The organism is Oleiphilus sp. HI0066 (assembly GCF_001635725.1).
Genome location: NZ_LWFH01001271.1, coordinates 1 through 660 on the forward strand (window position 1 = coordinate 1; position 660 = coordinate 660).

Sequence of the window (660 nt, forward strand, 5' to 3'; positions counted from 1 at the left end):
CGATGCCGATACGAAGAAAGAGCTGGATCGTTTCAGTAAAGAAATTAGGGTGAGCTTGAAACAAGAAGGGAAGATGGATGCTAAGGCTTTGACTCTTCTTTGGAAGATTCGCTGCTCAAATGACCCCGCGCGGTCTGAGTGTGCGGCGCCAGAGTAGGCCGATACGTTCTAAATAATTGAAGCATATTGTCAGCAACAGTCCTGATATCGCCCAATCAAATGTGCCTCTGTTGCGATAGAGGTATCGTTGATGGCAAATACTTCGTACCCAAGTTTGACGGAAAGTAAAAATGCTAGAGTTTTAGCGACTCTCGCATTTTTAATTGAAGAGCTAAATATCTGTTTCAGTATGCCAAAAGCTGCTAGGGCATGAAGGCAACCGCTTAAGCCAGCATAGGAAATGGATAGCGGAAAGAATAGATAATACATACCTGTGATCGCTATTCCGCTAATAACAAATACGAGATTTAGGGTTTTTATACTTTTTAGGCAAGGAAGTAGATAAACGAGTAACAATAAAGCAGCCATGTTTTGGCTTAAGTGAAGTCAAGTTAGATGGCTAAAGTGCGCGCTTATCAGTCGCCAATACTGCCCTTCGAAAACCGCACTGCCGTCATACTGTAGTGTTGTCGTTAAACCAAATATCTGAATTGAGATACA

1 pseudogene is annotated in these 660 nt (G+C 42.4%); it reads right to left on the reverse strand.

Features of this window, described 5'->3' with window-relative positions:
* Positions 1-189: 189 nt before the first annotated feature.
* Positions 190-534: pseudogene (locus tag A3738_RS32670) on the reverse strand (hypothetical protein); the annotation flags it as partial.
* Positions 535-660: the final 126 nt, after the last annotated feature.